Source organism: Salinisphaera sp. SPP-AMP-43, assembly GCF_049568105.1.
GTDB lineage: Bacteria > Pseudomonadota > Gammaproteobacteria > Nevskiales > Salinisphaeraceae > Salinisphaera.
The window spans coordinates 3,746,309-3,761,707 of sequence record NZ_CP145335.1; the positions used below are offsets into that span (position 1 = coordinate 3,746,309).

At 62.2% G+C, this 15,399-nt stretch carries 16 protein-coding genes; 2 read left to right on the forward strand and 14 right to left on the reverse strand.

What is annotated here, in order from left to right; genetic code table 11:
• Positions 1-46 precede the first annotated feature (46 nt).
• Positions 47-340, forward strand: a complete 294-nt coding sequence (flgM, locus tag V5738_RS16155) for a flagellar biosynthesis anti-sigma factor FlgM (RefSeq protein ID WP_423821838.1) — start codon at positions 47-49, stop codon at positions 338-340.
• Positions 341-358: 18 nt separating this feature from the next.
• On the forward strand, positions 359-829 hold the full coding sequence (locus V5738_RS16160) for a flagella synthesis protein FlgN (protein ID WP_423821839.1): 471 nt from the start codon (positions 359-361) through the stop codon (positions 827-829).
• Positions 830-1,648: 819 nt separating this feature from the next.
• Here V5738_RS16160 and V5738_RS16165 read toward each other — a convergent pair.
• The 14 genes from V5738_RS16165 to flhC form a co-directional block, all read right to left on the reverse strand.
• Complete coding sequence (locus V5738_RS16165; protein WP_423821840.1) at positions 1,649-1,960, reverse strand: flagellar protein FlhE; 312 nt, start codon at positions 1,958-1,960, stop codon at positions 1,649-1,651.
• A 119-nt stretch (positions 1,961-2,079) separates the two neighbouring features.
• Positions 2,080-4,167 (reverse strand): flagellar biosynthesis protein FlhA, encoded by a 2,088-nt coding sequence (flhA, locus tag V5738_RS16170; protein WP_423821841.1) that lies wholly within the window; start codon positions 4,165-4,167, stop codon positions 2,080-2,082.
• Positions 4,164-5,315, reverse strand: a complete 1,152-nt coding sequence (gene flhB, locus V5738_RS16175; RefSeq protein WP_423821842.1) for a flagellar biosynthesis protein FlhB — start codon at positions 5,313-5,315, stop codon at positions 4,164-4,166. The genes flhA and flhB overlap by 4 nt, the downstream gene beginning before the upstream one ends.
• Before the next feature lie 49 nt (positions 5,316-5,364).
• Positions 5,365-5,523 carry a hypothetical protein gene (locus tag V5738_RS16180; protein ID WP_423821843.1) on the reverse strand — a complete coding sequence of 53 codons (159 nt, stop codon included), beginning with the start codon at positions 5,521-5,523 and terminating at the stop codon, positions 5,365-5,367.
• A gap of 221 nt (positions 5,524-5,744) precedes the next feature.
• The gene (cheZ, locus tag V5738_RS16185) at positions 5,745-6,410 is read right to left on the reverse strand and encodes a protein phosphatase CheZ (protein WP_423821844.1); all 666 of its coding nucleotides are present in this window, start codon (positions 6,408-6,410) and stop codon (positions 5,745-5,747) included.
• A gap of 39 nt (positions 6,411-6,449) precedes the next feature.
• Positions 6,450-6,839 (reverse strand): chemotaxis response regulator CheY, encoded by a 390-nt coding sequence (gene cheY, locus V5738_RS16190; RefSeq protein ID WP_423821845.1) that lies wholly within the window; start codon positions 6,837-6,839, stop codon positions 6,450-6,452.
• Between the two features lie 35 nt (positions 6,840-6,874).
• Positions 6,875-7,930, reverse strand: a complete 1,056-nt coding sequence (locus V5738_RS16195; protein WP_423821846.1) for a protein-glutamate methylesterase/protein-glutamine glutaminase — start codon at positions 7,928-7,930, stop codon at positions 6,875-6,877.
• 15 nt (positions 7,931-7,945) lie between these two features.
• On the reverse strand, positions 7,946-8,536 hold the full coding sequence (locus V5738_RS16200) for a chemoreceptor glutamine deamidase CheD (RefSeq protein ID WP_423821847.1): 591 nt from the start codon (positions 8,534-8,536) through the stop codon (positions 7,946-7,948).
• The gene (locus V5738_RS16205) at positions 8,533-9,303 is read right to left on the reverse strand and encodes a CheR family methyltransferase (RefSeq protein WP_423824196.1); all 771 of its coding nucleotides are present in this window, start codon (positions 9,301-9,303) and stop codon (positions 8,533-8,535) included. The genes V5738_RS16200 and V5738_RS16205 overlap by 4 nt, the downstream gene beginning before the upstream one ends.
• Positions 9,304-9,442: 139 nt before the next feature.
• On the reverse strand, positions 9,443-9,934 hold the full coding sequence (locus tag V5738_RS16210) for a chemotaxis protein CheW (protein ID WP_423821848.1): 492 nt from the start codon (positions 9,932-9,934) through the stop codon (positions 9,443-9,445).
• Positions 9,931-12,261 (reverse strand): chemotaxis protein CheW, encoded by a 2,331-nt coding sequence (locus tag V5738_RS16215; RefSeq protein WP_423821849.1) that lies wholly within the window; start codon positions 12,259-12,261, stop codon positions 9,931-9,933. The genes V5738_RS16210 and V5738_RS16215 overlap by 4 nt, the downstream gene beginning before the upstream one ends.
• 177 nt (positions 12,262-12,438) lie before the next feature.
• A complete protein-coding gene (gene motB / locus V5738_RS16220; protein ID WP_423821850.1) occupies positions 12,439-13,506 on the reverse strand; it encodes a flagellar motor protein MotB in 1,068 nt (355 codons plus the stop codon).
• Positions 13,503-14,381, reverse strand: a complete 879-nt coding sequence (gene motA, locus V5738_RS16225) for a flagellar motor stator protein MotA (protein WP_423821851.1) — start codon at positions 14,379-14,381, stop codon at positions 13,503-13,505. Before motA ends, motB begins: the two co-directional genes overlap by 4 nt.
• A gap of 446 nt (positions 14,382-14,827) precedes the next feature.
• Positions 14,828-15,391 carry a flagellar transcriptional regulator FlhC gene (flhC, locus tag V5738_RS16230; protein WP_423821852.1) on the reverse strand — a complete coding sequence of 188 codons (564 nt, stop codon included), beginning with the start codon at positions 15,389-15,391 and terminating at the stop codon, positions 14,828-14,830.
• Between the last annotated feature and the right edge of the window lie 8 nt (positions 15,392-15,399).

Sequence of the window (15,399 nt, forward strand, 5' to 3'; positions counted from 1 at the left end):
AGAATCCCCAGTCATCTTTCGACTGGCCCAGGCCAAGGATATCGCCGTGATAGATCCAACGAGCAATAACAATATTTCCCGCGTCAACGGTTCGCGCGCCCCGGAGTCGACCCAGTCCACCCAGCGCCCGGATGCCAACCCAGCAAGCAAAGCGCCGAGTGAGTCGGCCCAGGTCAAGAACCTGAGCGGGCTGAACACCCAGGACTCGACGCAGGACATCGACGCCACACGCGTGGCCGAAATTCGTCAGGGCATCGCCGACGGCACCCTGAGCTTCGACTCCGGCCGGATCGCCGATGGCATTATCGCCAGTGCCCGCGAAATGGCCGGCGAGGATTAACCCCACCGAGTAATGACCATGAGTCAAACCGCCGTTACCCACTATGCCGAGCATCTGAGCCGTCAGAACGCCGCAGTCGAGGCGTTTGTCGAGGTATTGCATCGTGAACGCGACGTTCTCGCTGCCCGGCCGGTCCCCATGGATCAACTTTCGGACGTAACCGAAACCAAATCGAACCAGGCGGCTGTACTGGAAGATATGGAGCGCACCCGGCGGGCGCTAGCCGATGCCGAACGCGCGGACCGAGGCGACCTCGACGATCGCGAGATCGCCGAACGTTTCGGCTGCCGCGATCTTTGGGCGCAGCTGAGCATGCGCGTGGCCGAGGCCCGAACCCAGAACGATATCAATGGCCTCGCCATCCAGACCCGACTGGACTACACCAACCGGGCGCTTGGCTTTCTACGCCGTAGTGCGGCCCAGTCGTTGTATGCGGCCGACGGCCAGCGCCGACCCAGCAGCCAAGGACGCCTGCGCGGCGGCGCCTAGGTCCTACCGGCGGTTTGGTTTGCGTACCGAATCGAGTCAGGCCAAGGGCTCGGACACGGCCGAGCCCTGACCGGCCCTTGGGTTGATTACTCGCCTGCGGCCTGATCGCGAGGCCACGGGCGCTCGACGGCCGATCGTACGGCGACCAAACTTTTCCAGATTGTCCCCGGCTTGTAAGGCCCGTATCTAGCGCGGCAACGCAACGCCTGGATGCCTGTTTCGGCGTGGGCAGTGCCGGGAATCAATGGCGGCGGCCGCGGCAAAAAACCACCCAGCAGACATGGTCGCGTTGAAGAAAACGATTTGGCGGCCTCGTCAGTCCGCTACGACGCTCCTGCAACGATACCGAAACGATTACGCAACGTTCGCCAAGCGCCTGCAGACCGCGTGACAGGCCAAAGCCATGGCCTCGTCCCGCAGGCGCTGCTCTACCATAGGGTCGCCCATCGCGCTGTTTAGCGCGCAACGGACCCGAACCCCAGCTCGCGAACCCAGGCCGCCCGGCACCTGCCCGACTTGGCACTGTCCTAGCCAGCAAGGCCGCGGCCAGCTCGGCGTAATGGCTTCCGCTTGGCTGCCCGGTGTCTGATCTATCGACAGGCCAGCAACCATCGAGTGACTACGCCAGCCGAGGTCGCACACCGTTTTTAGTATGACCGGATCGTGCCGAATCAGTCGGCCACGCCGTTTTGAGCCTGCAACCCCGTATCTCTGATAGCGCTACGTCGCCGAGCGAAAGGAAAACCCACTTGGGGATCGCTCACCATACCGGCGTCCGGCCAAGCACGACCGGCCCGTATCCGGTGCCATCACCGCCGCTTATTCGAAATCCACCATCAAGCGAATATGCCCGCTTCGTAGCGGCGGCGCGATCCGCTTGTGGCCTGGCGTCTTTAGGGTCAGGCGAAACGGCGTGGCAATAGGCAGGCCAGAAAAAGCCGTCGACTGACTTCGGTTGACCGAGGCATCCACGCAGCGATCGGCAGCACACAGTACCGCCCGAGCCCGCGGGCCGCCCGGGCGATCATAGCCATAGCGCCAATGCACTCGGGTGATCGCTCGCCCGGCCAAGGGTGTGGTCGGGCGCGGCTTGAGCCACGGCGAGCGATAGACCTGGCCACGGTGACGCATGCTTGGCAGCGCCGCCTCCGCAATCCAGGTGCCAGCCGCCTTGCTGTCCACGGGGCCAGCCAAAGCCACCAAGGCGGCCACCATAGCCAGCCCAGTCCATCCTCCGCTCAGCGACGGCCTCACCCTTGCGCGCCGATCACACGGGCCACTCGCAGCTGTCGATCGTCGGGAATCTCGCTCTGCGACAGCACCACCAGCGAATCCACGCTACGACGCAGAAAACGCGCCAGCAGCGGCCGTAGGTCGTGCTTGACCACCAGCACCGGCGACACCCCTCGATCGGCCTGACCGCGGGCGGCCTGTTCCGTCTGCTCGACCAGCGTCTGGGCCAGCCCTGGCTCGAGGCCACCGCCGTTGGACAGCGCTTGACCGAGCATCTGTTCGAGCCGGCCATCCAGGCCGATCACCTCGATCTGCTTGTCGGCGCCGAACCAGGCTTCCACGATCGCCCCGCCGAGGGCAACGCGTACGGCCGCGGTCAGCTCTTCGCTGTCGGTCGTGTGCTGACCGTGGACCGCCAGGACATCGAGAATACGGCGCATATCGCGGATCGAGACCTGCTCGGACAGCAGGTTCTGCAAAATCGCGGTCAGCGTCGCCAAAGAAATCGGCTTGGGAACGACTTCATCGACCAGCTCGGGGTAGTCGGCCTTGACCCGCTCGAGCAGCTGCTGGACCTCGGCGCGCCCCAGCATCGCTGCAGCATGGGTACTGAGCAGATGGTTGATATGGGTCGCGATGACGGTCGCCGCATCCACCACCGTATAGCCCTGGGCCTCGGCCTGATCACGTAGGCCGGTATCGGTCCAGGTCGCGGGCAGACCAAAGGCCGGATCCTGGCCGGCCCGACCTTCCAATTCGCCGACCGCGCCGCCGGGGTCGATGGCCAGCCACTGGCCCACGAATGCCTCGCCACGGCCGATCTCGACATCGTTGAGCGCCAACCGGTAGGCATGCGGCGAGAATTCCAGGTTGTCGCGAATATGCACCACGGGCGGCAAGAAACCGACCTCGGCGGCAAATTTCTTGCGCACCCCCTTGATGCGCCGCAGCAATTCGCCGTCCTGACTGGCGTCCACCAGGCCGATCAGCCGATAGCCCACCTCGAGGCCGAGCGGGTCGACCAGCTGCACATCCTGCCAGCTGGCCTCGGCGGCTTCCGGACTGGCCTCGGCGACCGGCGCGGTCTCGCGCTGTTCGACCTCACGGGCCTTGGCCTCGCGCCGCAGCCACCAGCCCAGGCCGCCCAGCATCGCCGTGAACAACAGAAATACGCCGTTCGGCATCCCCGGCACCATGCCCAACATGCCCAGCACGCCAGCAGCTAGAAACATCACCTTGGGGTTGTCGAACAGCTGTCCGATCAGCTGTTGGCCGACGTCCTGATCGCTCGATACCCGCGAGACCGTGACACCGGCCGCAGTCGAGATCACCAGCGCCGGCACCTGGGCGACCAGGCCATCGCCGATAGTCAGCAGAGTATAGGTTCGCGCCGCATCGCCGGGGCTCAAGCCGTGCTGGGCGACGCCGACGATCAGCCCCCCCACCAGGTTGATGCCCATGATCAGAATGCCGGCGATCGCATCGCCGCGTACGAACTTGCTGGCGCCATCCATGGAGCCGTAGAAATCCGCCTCCATGGCGGTTTCCTCGCGCCGATTCTTGGCGGTTTCTTCGTTGATCAACCCCGCGTTGAGATCGGCATCGATGGCCATCTGCTTGCCCGGCAGCGCATCCAGGGTGAAGCGGGCGCCGACTTCGGCGATACGTCCGGCGCCCTTGGTGATCACCATGAAGTTGATCACGATCAAAATCATAAACACGATCAGCCCGACCGCGAAGTTGCCGCCGACCAGGAACTCGCCGAACGACTCGATCACCTGGCCGGCCGCCCCGGGGCCACTGTGGCCGTTCATCAGCACCACGCGCGTCGAGGCCACGTTGAGCGACAGTCGCAGCAGGGTGGCAAACAGCAGCACCGCCGGAAAGGCCGCGAAATCCAGCGGCTTGGTGGTGAACATGGATACCAGCAACACCATCACCGACAGGGCGATGTTGAAAGTGAACAACACATCCAGCACGAACGGCGGCAACGGCAGGATCATCATCGCCATGATCATGATGATCAGAACCGGGCCGGCCAGAATCTTGTAGTGGCCGGGATCGTCCAGGCCGGCTCGGCCAAGCCAAGCGGTCAACGCATTCATGTCGCAGTTTCCTCGCCTGCGGGCACCGCCAGTTCCGACGGTATTTCGATATCACGGGGTATGCTGGGCGTCGGCGCCCCTTCGCGCCGGGCCCGGTCGAGCTGGTAGACCCAAGCCAAAACCTCGGCGACCGCGGTATATAACGCGGCCGGGATTTCGGCATCCAGATCGGCGTGTCGATACAGCGCTCGTGCCAGCGGCGGTGCCGCCAGACGCGGCACATCGTGCTCAGCGGCCAGTTCGCGAATACGCGCCGCCACTTCGTCGGCGCCCTTGGCCACGACCTTGGGCGCGCTCATCTGGTCGCCTTGGTAGGCCAGCGCCACGGCATAGTGGCTCGGGTTGGTCACGATCACATCGGCATCGGGTACGGCATTCATCATCCGGCCACGCGCCATGCGCTGCTGTTGATCGCGAATACGCGCCTTGATCTGTGGATCGCCCTCGTTTTCCTTGTGTTCGTCCTTGATCTCCTTGAGGCTCATGCGCAGCTTTTTGTGATGGTTCCAAATCTGGAACGGCACATCGATAGCGACCACGACCACGAACGCCAGAATCATTAGCGCAGAGCAGAAAAACACCAGCCGCAGGGCATGCACCACGGCCTGATGACTGTGCTGGCCGGCCAGGCTCAAGATTTCGTCGAGATGGGTATAAACGAAGCCAGCAGCCACCGAGCCGATCAGCACCGATTTAGCGATCGCCTTGACTAATTCGGCGCCCGCATTGGCCGAAAACACCCGGCCGAGCCCTTTGATCGGGTCCATGCGCTGGAGATCGAGCTTGATCGACTTGGCCGAGAACAACCAACCACCGAGCAACGTCGGCGCTACCAGCGCGATCACCAGCAGCGCGCCGAGCAACGGCGCGATCCCGCCCGCTATGGTGAAGAGCTGGGCGACGACCTGCGACATCATCCGGGCGTTGTCATGCGCCACCCCGGGCGCGAAATCGAAGCTGGCCCGCCCGATCGTCAAGATCGCATCGACGAACCAGCCCGAAGTTCCCCACAGCCCGGCAACCCCCGTGGCCAACAATAAAAACGTACTCAACTCGCGCGAACGCGGAACCTGGCCCTCTTCGCGTGCCTTGTCCAGCCGCTGTTGGGTCGGTTCTTCGGTTTTTTCCTCGTCGCTGTCTTCAGCCATACGCCCCCACCGGCACGCCGCCGCAGGCGGCATCGCATGCGTGCGGGGATTATGCGGTGACTACGGCGCGCCCGACCAGCCGAATTACGATCGCTATTGGGCGCTTATCGATGAATACGGCCGCCTGCCCTGCCATAATCGGCCCGGCTGCTATCGCCAAGCGATACTGCGCAGCCTGGCCAAAGCCCCAGGGCCATTCGGTATTCATACCCGCCGCATTGGCCAGCTGCCCAGTCGGGGCTAGGACACGGGCAACGGCGGTCGCCCGCCGACCCGCGCATTGGAAATGCGCCGCAGCTCGCCCCGGCGGATAGGGCGTGGTGCGCCTTGAACGAAGCATCCCGATCGAGGGCTCGTACCGAATGCTCAGGCGGCATCGCCGTCCGCCTGAGACTGTGGCTGCGCGGGTGTTGGTCCTTGGGCAGGTCGCTAGAAGCCCAGCTCGTCGAGCAGATCATCGACCTGGGCCTGATCAGTCACGATGTCCGTCTTACCATCGGTGTTGATCTGCGGACCGTTCAGCAGTGCATCGGCCTCGCTGCGATTGTCTTGTCGATTCCGATAATCGGCCGCCCCCGGCATATGCTCGATCAAAGCCTCGACCAGCTGGCTTTCAATGCGCCGGATCACGTCGATCAGCTTGCCCACAACTTGTCCGGTCAGGTCCTGGAAATCCTGCGCCATCATGATGTCGTGCAGCTGGGCATTGGTTTCGCGGGTCTGCTCGGGCAGCCCTCGCAGATAGCCTCGCGTATCGTTAACCAGCGAACGGGCATCGGACAGATCGATAGGCGCGTCGAACCACTCATCCCATCGCTTGGACAGGTCGGTCGCCTGTTCGCCCATGCGTTCCTGCAACGGCTGGGCGACCTCGATCGCCGACAGGGCCCGCTCGGCCGCCTGCTCGGTGGTCTGGGCAATATAGCTGAGTCGATCGCGGGCATCAGGAATAGCCTCGGCGGCCTTTTCGACCTCTTTGTCCAGCCCCAGCTCGCGCATGCTGTCATGCAGCGCTCGCGTGAGCTGACCGATGCGATCGATCAGCTCGCTGTTGTTGTCCCCCATCGCGTCACGATGACTCTGGTGATCGCTCATAAAAATTACCCTCTCGGAAATCACGGTCGGAAACCGGAATCACAAACCATGCTTTTCGAAGATCTTGTTCATCTTTTCTTCGAGCGTGGCCGCGGTGAACGGTTTGACCACATAGCCGCTGGCCCCCGCCTGGGCTGCGGCCACGATGTTTTCCTTTTTGGCTTCGGCGGTCACCATCAATACCGGAAGATGCTTGAGATTGTCATCCGCACGGATGGTCTTGAGCATTTCCAGCCCGTCGAGATTCGGCATGTTCCAGTCCGAGACCACGAACTGGAAATTGCCGCTCGCGAGCTTGTTCAACGCCTCGGCCCCGTCCTCGGCTTCTTCGATATTGTTGTAGCCCAGCTCTTTGAGCAGGTTGCGCACGATGCGGCGCATGGTCGAAAAATCGTCAACGACCAGAAAATTCATGTCGGCACTGGCCATGGGTGTCTCCTTGGGCTGATATTCAAAAGCGGCGCTTAGATACGCACCGCACTGTTGGTTTCGGCAATCACGGCAAGTGCCTTTTCGCCGATCGCATCGAGGGGCAATTCGTGGCAGGCCCCGCCCCGGGCCACGGCCTCGGCTGGCATGCCATAGACCACGCAGGTCGCCTCGTCCTGGGCGATGGTGATCGCGCCTGCGGCCCGCATCGCGACCATGCCGTCAGCCCCGTCGGCGCCCATGCCAGTCAATAGGATGCCGACGGCGTTGGCCCCGGCATTCTGGGCCGCCGAATGAAACAGCACATCAACCGAAGGACGATGCCGGTTGACCGGCGCGCTCGCTTCTAAGGCGATCGTATAGTTGGCGCCACTACGGGCGAGCTTCATGTGTTGCTCGCCCCCCGGCGCGATATAGGCATGGCCAGGCAGCACACGCTCGCCGTGCTCGGCTTCCTTGACCTTAAGCGCACACAACGAATCCAGCCGCTTGGCAAACGAGGCCGTAAACCCGGCCGGCATATGCTGGGTGATCAGGATCGCCGGCGCATTGCCCGGCATCGGCGCCAGGAAATGCCGTAACGCCTCAGTGCCACCGGTCGACGAGCCCACCACCAATAGTTTTTCGCTCGACATGGTGGGCACCGACAGCCTGGGCGGAGTGACGGCGCCGCGGCGCGCGGTCGGACGCGACCGGGCTGCTGCCCGGAGTTTATCGGCAATCTCGGGGGCGCAGCGATCCAGCCCGTCACGAATATTGACTTTCGGCTTGGCCACGAAATCGACCGCGCCCAGCTCCATGGCCTGCAATGTGACCTGGGACCCCCGCTCGGTCAGCGACGACACCATGAGCACCGGCATCGGCCGCAGCCGCATCAGCTTTTCAAGAAAATTCAGACCATCCATGCGCGGCATTTCAACGTCGAGCGTGAGCACATCCGGGTTATGGCGCTTAATCAATTCACGCGCGACATAAGGATCCGGAGCCGTGGCCACCATCTGCATATCCGGCTGAGCATCGACAATCGCCGTCAGCAGGCTACGCATCAACGCCGAGTCATCGACGGCCAATACTTTGATCGGTGTATTCATCCCCTTCTGCCCTCATCAAACCGCCGGCGCCGCGACTGCAGCATCGGCTACGCTGCGTTCGCGCTCGGCGAGCGTCGATTCGACCACCCCAAGACGCCGCACCCGCGCGCGACCGGTGGCCGGGAAATACTGCAATTGCCGGGGCCACGAGCCACCGAGGTCTTCGGCAATCAGCGTAATATTCCAAGTGGCGAGATAGGCACGGATGAAGGCGGCATTCGCATCCCCGATACGGGCCATCCGCATGTCGGCCAGTACGTTGCCGCCGCCGAACACTTTGGCTTCAAGCCGCTCGCGACGGGCCCCCTGGGCAAGAAGCCCTTCGATGAGACGATCCATCGCGTAGCCACCGTAGACCATGGTTTGTGCCCGGGCGGTATCGACACCGGGATCCGGCAGCATGAAGTGATTCATCCCCCCCACGCCCGCCGCCGGATCCCGCAGACAGGCTGCAACACAGGAACCCAGTACCGTCGTCAGCGCGATCGGCTGATCGGTCACATAGTATTCCTTGGGCAACAGCTTGATATGGATCTGGCCATGGACATCGACATAGCGACGCGTCGCCAGATCGGGGTCTACTCGCCGCACGTTATGCCGTGTCATGTTGGGTTCGCCTTGAGCTGATAGACCGTTTGGCCCCGCAATACAAATGGATTGTCGAAATAGCTGAAGTTTTCCGAATGGCCGGCAAACAGCAGACCATTGGGTTTGAGCAGCCGGGCAAAGCCGCGCAGTACGCGCTGCTGGGTGTCTTTGTCGAAATAGATCATCAGATTGCGGCAGAAAATCGCATCGAACGGCCCTTCGACCTGCCAATCCGAGCCGGCCAGATTGACCGGTTCGAAGCGAATACGGCCGCGTAGTTCGGCGCTGACGCGAGCCAGACCGGCACGCTTGCCCGAGCCCTTGAGAAAGAACCGCCGACGACGTTCTTCGCTGAGTTTCTCGACCGCGGCCAACGGATAGATTCCGGCCCGGGCATCGGCCAGGGCGCGTGTATCGATATCGGTGGCCAAGATCTTGGCGCGTTCCGCGGCCTGACCCAGCGCCTCGGCCAGCGTAATGGCGATCGAATACGGCTCTTCCCCGGTCGAGGCCGCACAGCACCAGACCGATACCGGCTCCCGGGCCTGGCTGACATGCTGCGCCAGCAACGGGAAATGATGGGCTTCACGGAAAAACGACGTCAGATTGGTCGTCAATGCATTGGTGAAATGCTCCCATTCCGGATCCGCCGGATTGGCCTCGAGCGGTGCCAGATAGTCGGCGAAGCGATGGGTACCGGCCAAACGTACCCGACGCGCCAGCCGGCTATAGGCCATCTCCCGCTTGTGCGCGCCGAGTGCAATGCCGGCACGATCGGCGATCATGCGCCGCAGCCGGTTGAAATCGTCGTCCGTGAGAACGAGATCGCGTCCGGTCTGGGTCACGCCGGAGGCGGCGGCTCCGGGTGTCTGCAGAATGGCTGACACGGTATGTGGTTTCCGGTGAAGTGATGATTGGTCGGCGCTAGGCCGGCGCTTTGTCGACCGCATCGACCAGGGCCATTTCGCGGCTGGTCATCATGGCGTCGACGTCGATCAAGATCAGCATGCGGTCCTCGAGGCTGGCCAGACCCTGCAGATACTGGGTATCCATCTGGGCACCGAACTCGGGGGCCGGCTTGATCTGATCCATCGATAGGCCGATCACGTCCGATACCGAATCGACCACCACACCGACCACACGCTGGTCGATATTGAGCACGATCACGACCGTGTGATCGTTGTACTCGGCCTGGCCGAGTTCGAACTTCATACGCAAGTCCACGATCGGCACGATCTCGCCCCGCAGATTGGTGACACCCTTGATGAAGTCCGGCACGTTGGCGATTCGGGTGACGTTCGAGTAGCCGCGAATTTCCTGCACTTTAAGAATATCGACGGCGTACTCCTCGCCGCCGAGCATGAAGACCAAAACTTCGCGGTGATCGTTTTCGGTCAGGGCTACGGTTTCACTCATGATTCGACACTCTCTGCTGTCTTGCCGACAGCGTGGGCGACCGGCTTGTTTGAACGACGGCCGGGGTGGGTCATGCGCGACAGGGCTGTCGCATCCAGAATCAGGGCAACACTGCCGTCGCCGAGAATGGTGGCTGCCGATACACCGGCCACCTTGCGGAAATGGGTTTCCAGATTCTTGACGACCACCTGCTGCTGACCGATCAGCTCGTCAACGAACAAGGCGAACCGTCGCGACTCGCTCTGCACTACCACGACGATGCCGTCAGCCAGGCGCGTCTTGGCATCCGCGATATCGAAAGCCTGCTGGAGTTCGACCAGCGGCAGATAATCGCCCCGCACTTCGATCACACGGCTGCCGCTACTGACGGTCCGCACGCGATCGTCGTCTATCTGCATCGACTCGAGAATCGCCCCGAGCGGCAGGATGAACACTTCCGAGCCCGCCCGGACGGCCATGCCGTCCATGATCGCCAAGGTCAGCGGCAAGATGATGCGAACCGTGGTGCCGGCCCCGGTCTGGGAACTCAGATCGACATGACCGCCAAGCTGCTGAATGTTGCGCTTGACGACATCCATACCGACCCCGCGACCGGAAACGTCGCTGACCTGGTCCGCGGTCGAAAAGCCCGGGGCGAAGATCAACTGCCAGACTTCGTCGTCGGGCATGTCGTCGGTCACGTTCAGACCACTGCTCTTGGCCTTGGCCAGAATCCGCTCGCGCGACAGGCCAGCGCCGTCGTCGCCGATCTCGATAACCACGTTGCCGCCTTCATGGCGGGCCGACAGGGTGAGTCGGCCGGCCGCCGGCTTGCCCACGGCCGCTCGGGTTTCGGCGTCTTCGATACCGTGGTCCAGGCTATTGCGCACCAGGTGTGTCATCGGATCCATGATCCGCTCGATCAACCCTTTATCGAGCTCGGTCGCGCCACCGACCGTAACCAGCTCGACATCCTTGCCGAGTTTGCTGCTCAAATCACGGACCAGGCGTGGGAAGCGATTGAAGGCGAAATCCATCGGCACCATGCGCACCGACATCACGGCCTCCTGCAGATCGCGGGCGTTGCGCTGCAGTTGGCTCATGCCTTCGGACAAAGCCTCGCCTTCTTCGCCGCCCAGATCCTGAACTGCGCGATCAAGCATGGATTGGGTAATGACCAGCTCACCGACCAGATTGATGATGTGGTCGATCTTGTCGGTCGGCACGCGGACCGACGTCGATTCGCTGCTCGACTCGCGACGCGGCTTGGCGCTGCCGGCCGAAGCTGCTGTCCCCTCCCCCTTACCGGCGCCGCCCCCACCACCGGCTGGCACCGCCGGCGGTTCAGCGGCCGTTTTACCGGCATCCGGGGCCACCGTCGCCGGTGCGGCGTCAGCGACGCTGCGGTCGGCCTCGTCGGTCTGGGGTTCGATGGAGAGCTGGTCGGCGTCTACGACCAGACATAGCACCACCTGGATATCGACGATCGACTCGGCAGTGGTCAGCGATACCGTCAGTGTATCGGCCTCGTCCTGGCGCTGACTGACAGTGCCGAACAGTGCGATCTCCTCGACCAGCTTGTCGCGATCATGCGCATTGATATCGGTCACCCGAACCTGCAGCACCCGGGTATCGGGGGCGGCGGAGTCTTCCTCGGCCGGGACGATGCTGATCTGATCGTCGTCGACGATGAAACAAAGCACCGATTTGATGTCGTCCAACGACTCTGTACTGGTCAGGGTCAATTCGAGCCGTGCGTCGCCGTCTTGACGCTGCCCGACCGTACCGAACAAGGCGAGCTCGCCGGCCAGCGTCTCGCGCTCGCTTTCGGTCACTCCGGAAATGACCACGCGCAACGAGCGCTCGCGGCCTGCCGCTGCGTCGACGCCGGCTGTCGACGAAGGTTCTGCCGCGGTCGGACTCGAGGCCGCAGCCGGATTGGATGCCTTGGCTTTAGCCGCCGACTCGCCTTCGGCCAACTGCTGCAAGACCGCGCAGATACGCTCGGCGGCCGCCGCATCCGGCTCACTTTCCGAACGGTAAGCTTCGATCTGACTTTTGAGCAGATCACTGGTTTCCAGCAATACATCGACCGTCGGGCGGTCCAGCGTCAACTCGCCGTGACGCGCGAGATCAAGTAGATTTTCCATCCGGTGCGTGGTGTCTTGAAGTGCCTGGAAACCGAACGTGCCCGCTCCCCCCTTGATCGAGTGCGCCGCCCGGAAGATGGCATCGAGCTGATCGCGATCCGGTGCATCGGTATCGAGTTCGATCAGCAGGCGTTCCATGTCTTCTAGCAATTCATCGGCTTCTTCGAAAAAAGTTTCGTAAAAATCGCTGACATCCATCTCTTTTGTCCGCTTTGTGCGATGGTAAGTCCATCGTTTTCGGCTACCCCGAAGTATCGGTTGCCGAACGCAAAACTTTAGGCACGGGAAAGCGTGGCCGACATTGTGTTTTCGCCTGTACCGGCCCCGGGGGCGGACAGTCCACCTACCGGGCCAGCACTACGTACACGCTATGCGTTAGCGTTGGGCGACACTGGCCTTCGAACCCGGATCGGTTTCGAAAGCGGCTGGTTCGAAAGGCAATGGCTTGAACTGCGGCGGATGGCGCGGCTCGCTATTAGCGCTCGGCTGCGGGCTCGCAATTCCGAGCTGGGTCGCTCCCTGCGTGACCTGGCCCTCTGCGGCCGGCGGCGCCGGCAGGTCGCCGCCCTGTTGCTGAGCCTGCAGCAAGGTCTTTCGAGTTTTTATAGTTTGACCCATCGATTCGATCCGATTCTGGGCCTGATCATTAAGCAAAAGAATGCTGATCCGGCGATTCAACGGCGAGGCCGGTTTGTCTCCCATCACATGCTCGGTATCGGAGGCCCCGATCACCCGCAGCAACTTACCGGTCTGCATGCCACCGACGATCAATGCGCGTCGGGCGGCGTTGGCGCGATCGGCCGACAGCTCCCAGTTGCTGTAGGCCTGTGGTCCGGAGGCATAGGCCAGATCATCGGTATGGCCGGTCAGTGTGATCTTATTGTCCACCTTGTTGAGGGTCGGACCGATGCGGTGCAGCAACAGCGCAATGTCGGGCTCGAGCTGGGCACTGCCCAGTTCGAACATGGGGCGTCGCTTGGAATCGAAGATCTGGATACGCAGACCGTCACGCACCATCGCGATTCTAAGCTGCGACGACATTCGGTTGAGCTTGGGGTCCTGCTCGATCTGGGCCTGTAGCTTGGCCCGCAACTGCTCGAGACGGCGCGTATCCGGGTTGTAGTTGGCCGCCCGCGGCGTCGTCAGCGCGACCTCGCCGTTTGAATGCACCGGATCGTCACCGCCACCGGGAATCGCACTGTTGCTGGCCGACTGTTTATCGCCGCCGACCAGGGCCACCTTGAGCGGAGTACGAAAATACTCGCTGACATTCTCAAGCTGCGATTGGCTCAACCCGGACAGAAGCCACATGACCAGGAAAAAAGCCATCATCGCCGTCATGAAATCAGCATAGGCAATCTTCCAGGTGCCGTGCGAGCCGTGTCTTCTATGCGGTTTGTGCCGCTTGACGACGATTGGCCGATGCTTATTGGCGCCGCTCACGAGGCCTCCCGGCTGCCCCCGGAGCGCACTTCCTTGACATGGTTTTCCAGTTCATTGAAGCCCGGCCGTTCGGCCGAGAACAAGGCCTTGCGGCCGAACTCGATTGCCAGCGGCGGCGCGTAGCCATTGAGATGCGCCAATAGGGTCACCTTGATCGACTGCAGGATCTTGACCATGTCGTCGATCTGGGTCCGGATACGGGCCGCCATGGGTGAGACAAAGCCATAGGCCAGCAGGATGCCGAGGAAAGTGCCGATCATCGCGTGGGCGATCAAAGGGCCGATGCCGGCCGGATCGAGCGACGCCGCGCCGAGCGCGTGGACCACCCCCATCACCGCGGCCACGATGCCAAACGCCGGCAAACCATCGCCCATCGACGATAGCCCATGGGCCGGCACTTCGGCCTCTTGTTGGAAGGTCTCGATTTCGTGGTCCATGAGGGCCTCGATCTCGAAGGCATCCATATTGCCGCTAATCATCAGCCGCAGGTAATCGTTGATGAAATTCATCAGCAGTGGATCGGCGAGCAATACCGGATAGCTGGAAAACAGCGGGCTGTTCTCTGGATCTTCGATATCGGCTTCGAGCGCCATCATGCCCTGCTGTCGGGCCTTGGCCATCAACAGATAAAGCAGGGTCATCAAATCCAGACAGACTTTTTTGTTATAGCGCTGACCACGCAGCAATTTCGGCAACACCCGGATCGTGGCGTTCAGGCCCTTGCCGTTGGTCGAGGCCAAGAAGGCACCGATCCCGGCACCGAAGATGATGACCAGTTCGGCCGGCTGGTAAAGCACTCCCAGATGGCCGCCGACCATGGCGTAGCCACCAAGAACAGACGCAATAACAACGATATAGCCAGCAACAACGAGCACTTGACACCCTCTTGTGTTCGCGGCCGTACCGCGTGGATCAGGCCGGCGGTATTCATGCCGGGCACGAGATCGCGCTGCGCTTGGCTCGCTACCGAACCGGGCGCGGCGATTTCAACGGCACCAACACTGCCTTGGAACGTAAGGGTTTAACGGCGCCGAAGCGCCAGACTTGAATACCGATTTACCGATCGCCGTCGGGCGCGGGATGGGCCTGGGCCGCATCGCGTGGGTCGAGCCACTCGGTCGAAGCCACGCTAGGCCATGCCCGGTGCGTACCGGCACACGTCCACGATACACGGCCCTATACTGCCCAACGCCCAGGGCCGGTCGAGACAATACCGGCGCTTAGACCCGGTTATGCGGTTACTGGCTGATCTGCCCGAGCCCGCGCGCGGCGCCGCCCGCATCGACACCGAACAATAGGAGGACTGGCGCGCACAGCCGAGCTATTTGTCGGGCCGATCGTCGGTCGTGCTTTCCGATTTGCTGCCACTCTTACGGGTCTTTCCTGCACGCGAGGGCGGCTGACAGATACCGCAGACAAACTCGTGATCCAGGCTGAGCGCATGGTTGACGAAATTGCCATGACAGCGCTGGCAGGTGGACAGCTGCATCATATTGCTTTCGAAAAAACGCACCAACATCCAAGCCCGCGTCAAACCGAGTACCGGTTTATCCTCTTCTTCCTGCGGCACCTGATCGAGATACAGGCGATACGCGCCAACCACGCACTGCATCCGATCCCGTCCGGCATGCTGCGCCAACGATAGATAAATATTGTAGAACAGCGACGAATGAATATTGGGCAACCAGGTCACATACCAGTCCGTCGAGAACGGCAGCATACCCTTAGGTGGCGATTCGCCGTGGATTTCCTTGTACAGATTGATCAGACGGCGCCGGCTGATTGCAGTTTCCGTCTGCAACACCTGCAGGCGAGCCCCCAGCTGGATCATTTCGATGGCCAGATTGATCTGGCGCCCTTCGTCTATGACGCTTTTCTCTACCATGCTCCCCT